Raw genomic sequence first — 6,904 nt, forward strand, 5'->3', positions numbered from 1 at the left:
GATGTAATATGATCAATTTGTTAATAGGTATTATTTTTATATTGTTATGTGTTATTTATATGCAATATAAAATGAGAAAAAATAGTAGTAAAAATTTACGATACACATATGAAAAGTTAGAAAGTATTGTAAATGAAAAAACAGGTGAGACGTTACTCGTTATGACAGATGATCTAGAATTGCAAAAATTATTAGTGGCGATTAATCAATTATTAGATGCAAAACAGAAAACGAATGCAGATCATGCAAAAGTAGAAATTTCGATGAGAAAAATGCTTTCAAATATTTCGCATGACTTGAAAACACCACTAACAGTTATTCTTGGATATACAGAAATGTTAAATAAGGATAAAACGATAAATAAAGAAGAACAACAAATATTACTTGAGAAAGTGCATACGAAAACACTAGAAGTGATGGAATTAATTCATAAGTTTTTTGATTTAGCGAAATTAGAATCTGGTGACAAAGCAATTGAAATGACAAAAATAAATATGAATGAAGTTTGCCGCGAGAAGATTTTATCATTTTATGATTTAGTGACGACGAAAGGTTTTCAGGTTCATATTGATATACCAGAAAGAAATATATATGCACTTGGAAATGTAGAAGTATTAGGTAGGGTATTGAATAATTTAATATCAAATGCAATTACATATGGAGACGATGGAAAGGTACTCGGTATGACGTTAAGAGATGATGACACGGGCGTGTATATAGATGTATGGGATAAAGGAAAAGGGATTGATGAATCTCATATTGATAAAGTGTTTGAGCGTATGTACACACTTGAAGATTCAAGAAATAGATTGTACCAAGGAAGCGGTCTAGGATTAACGATTACGAAACGGCTTGTGGAAGCGATGGACGGAAAAATTCATCTTTCTAGTAAACCGTATGAAAAAACAATTTTTACAATTGCATTAACAAAGATACAGTTTTAGCTTGTAGAGCAGTAGATTCTACAAGCTTTTTTTCAGCGTAAGGAATTTGTAAGAAACGGGTAAGAAAAAAGAGATTTCCGTTGTCTATTATAGAAATATAGAGTATTGCGAAAGGGGAAAGTAACATGACATATATATTAAAAACAAACCAGTTAACGAAAGTGTTTAAAGGGAAAGAAGTTATTTCCGGTGTTAACATGCATGTGAAAAAAGGAGAAATTTACGGTTTTTTAGGACCAAACGGTGCTGGTAAAACAACGATTATGAAAATGATTACAAATTTAATAAAACCGACGAGTGGTGATATTGAAATCTTCGGTGAGAAATTAACAGATACATCTTATGAAGTATTAAAAAGAATGGGGACAATTATTGAATACCCAATCTTTTATGATAAATTAACGGCGAAAGAAAACTTAGACCTACATTGTGAATACATGGGCTACTACGATAAAAATGCAATTGACCATGCTTTACATTTAGTGAAACTACAAGGGGTAGATAATAAAAAAGTAAAAGATTTTTCATTAGGAATGAAACAACGACTCGGTATTGCAAGAGCAATCGTGACAAAGCCAGAATTGCTCATTTTAGATGAACCAATTAACGGTTTAGATCCAATTGGTATTAAAGAGTTACGAGACTTATTTAAAATGCTCTGCAAAGAATATGGCATTACATTATTAGTTTCTAGTCATATTTTAGGTGAAATGGAACTAATGGCCGATACAATTGGTGTGATTCAAAATGGAAAACTAATAAAAGAAGTTTCAATGAAGAGTATTAACGGAAAACAAACAGAGTACATTGAAATCACTGTTCCTGATGTGAAACGTGCAGCTTATATTTTAGAAGATAAACTTGGTATAAAAAACTACAAAATAATGAGTGGAACCATGATTCGTGTGTATGATACGTTAGCGTCTCAGCAGGCCATTTCAAAAGCACTTATTATGAACGATGTGGAAATTGAAAGTATTAATAAGAAACATAGTTCCTTAGAAGAATATTTCTTAAATGTAATGGATGGAGAAGGTATTCATGCTTAATGGACTATGGCTGAACCTGATAAGTGGATTTATCGTAATGCTAATAAGTGGAATTTTATATTATAGAAAACCAGAGCGGAAATGGTTGTTCATTGTACTAGTGATAGGAATGTTAAGCTCCGTTACTGCTGGAATTAGAATGTTAGCAGCGTAGAGACAGGTATATAAAGAATGGAGGCGTAATTTATATGTTTAAATTAATGAAGCTCGAATGGAAGAAACATAAATTATCTCGTTACTTTAAAAGTGTAGCAATTTGTATTATAGCAATTTTCGCTGCAGTAAGCCTTATGGCATTGGGAATGAAAGCCGAGGAAAACATGCTCTTCTCTGACTTCACACAGAACATGGCTGCAGCAAATATTTTTATTAGGATAACATTCATTATTTTTAGTTCGGTCATTTTATCACGTTTAGTAATTGATGAGTATAAGAACAAAACGATGCAATTATCGTTTATGTACCCGCTGCAAAGGAAAATGCTAATGAGGGCGAAATTAACAATTGTTTTTTGTTTTTGTTTTGTGAGCACCATTATCGCTACTTTTATTATTAGTTTACTCGTATATTTTGTGAGTCCAATGATGGGACTGATTGAAACGCCAGCTACGATGGGTGAAATAATAGCTATCGTTCCAGATACTTTTATAAGTGCATTTATGATATCTGGTATAAGTTTAATTCCTTTATTTTTTGGAATGAGAAAGAAATCGACACCGACAACGATTACTTCGGCAGTAATAATTGGTATGCTGATTAGTGGTAACGTTGGTGCTGGAAACGATCAAGTAAGTATGTTTGATTTTATAGCTATCCCAATCGTGCTCTGTTTATTAGGGATCTTCATTAGTTATTTATCGTTTCGTAAAATCGATAAGATTGATGTGGTGTGAAGCAAGCTTAAAACAACAATGAACTGGGGTATGAATGGTGAAAAAGATAATAGTAATTGCAATATTATTCATTACAATTGCTAGTGTAGTTTTTGGTTTTAAGGTGTTTCAGGGGAAAGGTTTTAAGAAAGAAAAGTCTTTTGAGATAAATAATATAAAAGAAATAGAAGTAGATAATGAAAACTGGAATCTTGAATTTAAAAGTACAGACGCTAATAAAATAGTAATTTCCGCTCAAGGTGAACAAGTAGATAAAGAGATAGATCCTGTCAAAATAGAAAATGATGAAAATAAAATTGTGATTAAACAAAAACAAAAGATGAACAGATTTTTTAATGGTTTCACGTTTAGGAAGAAAAATAGTATATCTATAGCTATTCCGAAGAAAGAAATAGATAAAATTGCATTAAATAATAAATCGGGTGATGTGAAAATAAGAGATATAGTAGTAAAAAATATCATGACAAAAGGCAAGTCTGGAGATGAAATGATTGTAGGACTATCAGCCGAGAAAGGTGAATTTATATCGCAAAGTGGAGAGTTAGTTTTAAAAGGTAGTTCAGTACAAGAATTAAATATAAAGTCTACGACTGGTGATAACTATATAACAAATGTAAGTAACTCAAATATGAACATCACTTCAACATCTGGGGAAGTATTACTGAAAGATATGACAGAAGGAAAATCATTATTTATAGAAACAAAATCAGGTGATATTGGCGTACGGTATAAAGGTGTCCCTGCATCATTGAAGCTTATGGCTAAAAGTAATTCGGCTGACGTAATAGTGGATTTAAAAGGACTTAAGAAAGATAAAAATACAGACAAAATAAAAGTAGGAACGATTGGTGATGCAAAAAATGAAGCGAAGATTTTAAGTGAAACAGGAGTCATTTATATTGATTAAGTCCAAGGAGGAAGGAGGAATATCATGCTACATTTAATGAAGCTAGAATTGAAAAAGTTTAAGCTTGGTTGGTACGTGAAGAGAGCAATTATTGCAAATATTGTTATACTGGCATTAATGATCTTTGTGAGCATCATCGCTCAAGTAGAAGGTGATGCAGAAATAAGGAATCCAGAGACGATATTGTTAATGGCTAGCACAATAGTAAGAGCAACGTTTATTGTTTTTGGTAGTGTATTAATCGCAAGGCTAATAATTGGTGAATATAAAAATAAAACAATACTACTTATGTTTTCTTATCCTATTAATCGGAAGAAAATGATGGCTAGTAAGTTGGCTATTGCAGCAATAGTAACATTTATAACAGTTATTGTATCTAACATTTTAGTAGTAGGAGTTTTCTTTGGTATAGATAGCTATTTTTCAATTCTTCCTAATTCATTTACAGTAGATCAATTGATGCAAGAAGGAATAAAACTAGTTCCTTTAGCCATTGCAACTGCGGGGATGAGTTTAATCCCATTATATTTCGGAATGCGTAAACGTTCCGTGCCAACTACAATTGTTTCATCTCTTATCGTTGTCACAATTGCAATGAATGGCAACCCAGAGTTTTCTACAGCAACTTTTCTTCCCCTTCAACTAGCACTCGCAGCAATTGGAGTTGTGATTGCGTATTACGGAATAAAAAATATAGAGAAGGAAGATATAACTGTATGATAAGAATATGTGAAAAAGAGTTGGCTTTACACCAACTCTTTTTTGTATATGTATGTTTCGTTACTACTCTGTAAATTTAGAGTGTGTGCTTAAATACTCTTGCACTCCTGGAGAAATGTTAAAGTTATTAGGACTTTTATATTCGATAGTAAACTCTCCATCTTTATTTGTTTCAAAGGAGATTGCATAGCTATTCATTTTAGCATCGTAAGAAGTATTTTTGACTTCTGCATCTAGATTAAAATATTTAGTAATATACTCTTTTGATTCCGTAATTGCTGCTTGTTTTCCCCAAGGGGTACCATAATAGGTGAAATAAAGAGATACACTAATAACTCCAATAAGAGAAGTTAGTAAAATAGTTCCCATAGCTATTTTTTTATTTTTTGTATTCAATTTGGTTACTCCTCTTCGTAATATGTATTCATTTTAACCTATATATTCCATAAAACAACCATTTTAAAAAATAGTTTCACATGAAACAAGTTACAGAAAAAGACAAGATATGTAAACATCTTGTCTTTTTTGTCGTTACATTTTAGGAGCTTCCATTCCAGCCGCAGCCCATTCTTCTTTTGCGGGGCCATATACGCCAGGAACTGTTAAGCCAGCTTGTCGCATTAAAACCGTCATTTGTCCGCGGTGGTGATTTTGATGATTAATGAGTGTCATTAGAAATATAGAATTCGGCATAGGGCGACCAAAGAAGTCATTAATAGTAGCTAAGTCTTTATCAGTCCATTTACTTTGAAGTGTTTCAACAAAAGCCGCGTTTACTTTACGGTATTCATCTGCAATTGTTTTTGCAGAAGTTGGAACAGGATAATCTTTCAATTCTCCTTCAAACTTTAGCCCTGTGCCAGATAGTATAACAGGAATTGCCGTCACGATGTGCCAAGCAACTCTACCTAACGTCCAGTGCCCAGGTGCAATTTCTTGTGATAAAGATGCATCGGTTAATGAATCAAGCATTTTCTGAGTAGACTCTGCTTCGTATGTCCATGATTGTAAAAAGCCTTCAATTGTTTGGTACATAGTTATCCCTCCTATTTTTGTTCATAGATTAAATTCGTGAGAGATAATATAATCCCTGTTCCACAAGAAATAATTAATTAAGCATTGCTACAATATGAAAACAATTAGAAAATATTTGTAAAAGTGTCAGGAAACGAATGTGCTCATTCGTATATATAATGAATAAAGAATAGGATAAAGAGTGGTGATAAGGGTGAAGGATATAGAAATAGTAGAAGGTCTTCGGAAACAAGATATGTTAGCATTACATACAGCAATTGATCGATATGGAGATTTAATTTATAAGGTAGTTCATAGTATTTTAGATACTGCACAGAGTAAGGTGTTAGTGGATGAATGTGTTGACGATATTTTATTAATCGTTTGGTACAACATTAGTAGTTATGATGAAAATCGTGGGAAGTTTAGAAACTGGCTTATATCTGTCGCTAGGTTTAAGGCCATCGATTATAAACGAAAAAGTAATAAGTCTTATCAATTACAAGAGTTTCAGCAAGAAATATATGAAGATAGAAAAAATGTCAATTTAACAAAAGAAGAGCGAGATTATAATTTTTACGTTTTAATTAAAGAATTGAATGAAGAAGATAAGAAAATTTTTATAAAAAGGTATTTAGATGAATATAGCGTACAAGAAATAGCGCTTGAATTCGGTATGACACGAGATACGGTATATAGTAGGCTTTCAAGAGGGAGAAAGAAATTGAAGAAGCTGCTGGGGGGGAAAAGGAATGAATAAAGAAAAGTTACTTCAGGAATTAAATAACTTACAGTATAGCGATAATTGTGTAGATGATTATAGAAATGATGAGAAAATAGATAAAAAGAAAATAGATCGTACAAAAGAAGTTGTAACAAAAACAATTTTAATGAAACGTTGTTATGAGGTTGTACAAGAAGAGTTACAGGGAAGCGAAGAGATTTTATATAGTATGCTTGCCGAAAATCATCGTGTGAAAAATTGGCAGACAGGCACAGCAATGACATTAGGGATAGGCGTTCTTGCAATGAACTTCGGTATTAATAATGTGTTAATCGTTACAAATAAACGGTTGTATGTGTTTTTTATGGATCGTTATTATAATGAAGTTGATTTAAAAGTATGTGTATTGAATGAAGTAGCTTATATGAAAACAATATTAGACCGTAAAGGTGGAAGTGAGTTTCTGCATATAAAGTATAAAAATGATAACGAATACGTATTATTGGGAAATGCTGATGATTACAGAGAGTTATTTCAAATAGTAGGTAGGTTGAAAATAGCGAATGGAATAGAATTGAGATTACAAGATAAGAAATTAAAGAGAAAGTTAACTTTAAAACGAAGTGTGTTCAATATAATCATGTATTTACTTG

10 protein-coding genes are annotated in these 6,904 nt (G+C 32.0%); 8 read left to right on the forward strand and 2 right to left on the reverse strand.

The genetic code is table 11. The annotated features are described in order from the left end of the window. Positions 1 to 8: 8 nt before the first annotated feature. From ABWK52_RS25780 to ABWK52_RS25805, 6 genes are all read left to right on the forward strand, one after another. Positions 9 to 944 carry a HAMP domain-containing histidine kinase gene (locus ABWK52_RS25780; RefSeq protein ID WP_098541171.1) on the forward strand — a complete coding sequence of 312 codons (936 nt, stop codon included), beginning with the start codon at positions 9 to 11 and terminating at the stop codon, positions 942 to 944. A gap of 125 nt (positions 945 to 1,069) precedes the next feature. Continuing rightward, positions 1,070 to 1,993: an ABC transporter ATP-binding protein gene (locus ABWK52_RS25785; RefSeq protein ID WP_000221066.1), complete on the forward strand. Its 924-nt coding sequence runs from the start codon at positions 1,070 to 1,072 to the stop codon at positions 1,991 to 1,993. Next, positions 1,986 to 2,147, forward strand: coding sequence for a hypothetical protein (locus ABWK52_RS25790; RefSeq protein ID WP_000931811.1), 162 nt, complete (start codon positions 1,986 to 1,988; stop codon positions 2,145 to 2,147). The genes ABWK52_RS25785 and ABWK52_RS25790 overlap by 8 nt, the downstream gene beginning before the upstream one ends. Before the next feature lie 34 nt (positions 2,148 to 2,181). Further along, positions 2,182 to 2,886 carry an ABC transporter permease gene (locus ABWK52_RS25795; protein WP_098280953.1) on the forward strand — a complete coding sequence of 235 codons (705 nt, stop codon included), beginning with the start codon at positions 2,182 to 2,184 and terminating at the stop codon, positions 2,884 to 2,886. A 34-nt stretch (positions 2,887 to 2,920) separates the two neighbouring features. Continuing rightward, complete coding sequence (locus ABWK52_RS25800; protein WP_002103665.1) at positions 2,921 to 3,793, forward strand: DUF4097 family beta strand repeat-containing protein; 873 nt, start codon at positions 2,921 to 2,923, stop codon at positions 3,791 to 3,793. Positions 3,794 to 3,817: 24 nt separating this feature from the next. Then, a complete protein-coding gene (locus ABWK52_RS25805; RefSeq protein ID WP_000902924.1) occupies positions 3,818 to 4,513 on the forward strand; it encodes an ABC transporter permease in 696 nt (231 codons plus the stop codon). Positions 4,514 to 4,576: 63 nt separating this feature from the next. Here ABWK52_RS25805 and ABWK52_RS25810 read toward each other — a convergent pair whose 3' ends face one another. Continuing rightward, on the reverse strand, positions 4,577 to 4,909 hold the full coding sequence (locus ABWK52_RS25810; RefSeq protein WP_098286544.1) for a spore coat protein C: 333 nt from the start codon (positions 4,907 to 4,909) through the stop codon (positions 4,577 to 4,579). 135 nt (positions 4,910 to 5,044) lie between these two features. After that, on the reverse strand, positions 5,045 to 5,548 hold the full coding sequence (locus ABWK52_RS25815) for a DinB family protein (RefSeq protein ID WP_000284979.1): 504 nt from the start codon (positions 5,546 to 5,548) through the stop codon (positions 5,045 to 5,047). A 235-nt stretch (positions 5,549 to 5,783) separates the two neighbouring features. On the opposite strand from ABWK52_RS25815, the gene ABWK52_RS25820 reads away from it, so the two are divergent. Continuing rightward, on the forward strand, positions 5,784 to 6,287 hold the full coding sequence (locus ABWK52_RS25820) for a sigma-70 family RNA polymerase sigma factor (protein ID WP_206702468.1): 504 nt from the start codon (positions 5,784 to 5,786) through the stop codon (positions 6,285 to 6,287). Then, positions 6,280 to 6,904: septation ring formation regulator EzrA (locus ABWK52_RS25825; RefSeq protein WP_353772224.1), on the forward strand; the 625-nt coding region annotated here is incomplete at its 3' end. The genes ABWK52_RS25820 and ABWK52_RS25825, both read left to right, overlap by 8 nt.

It is taken from the genome of Bacillus sp. AP50 (genome assembly GCF_040492675.1).
Lineage (GTDB): Bacteria > Bacillota > Bacilli > Bacillales > Bacillaceae_G > Bacillus_A > Bacillus_A cereus.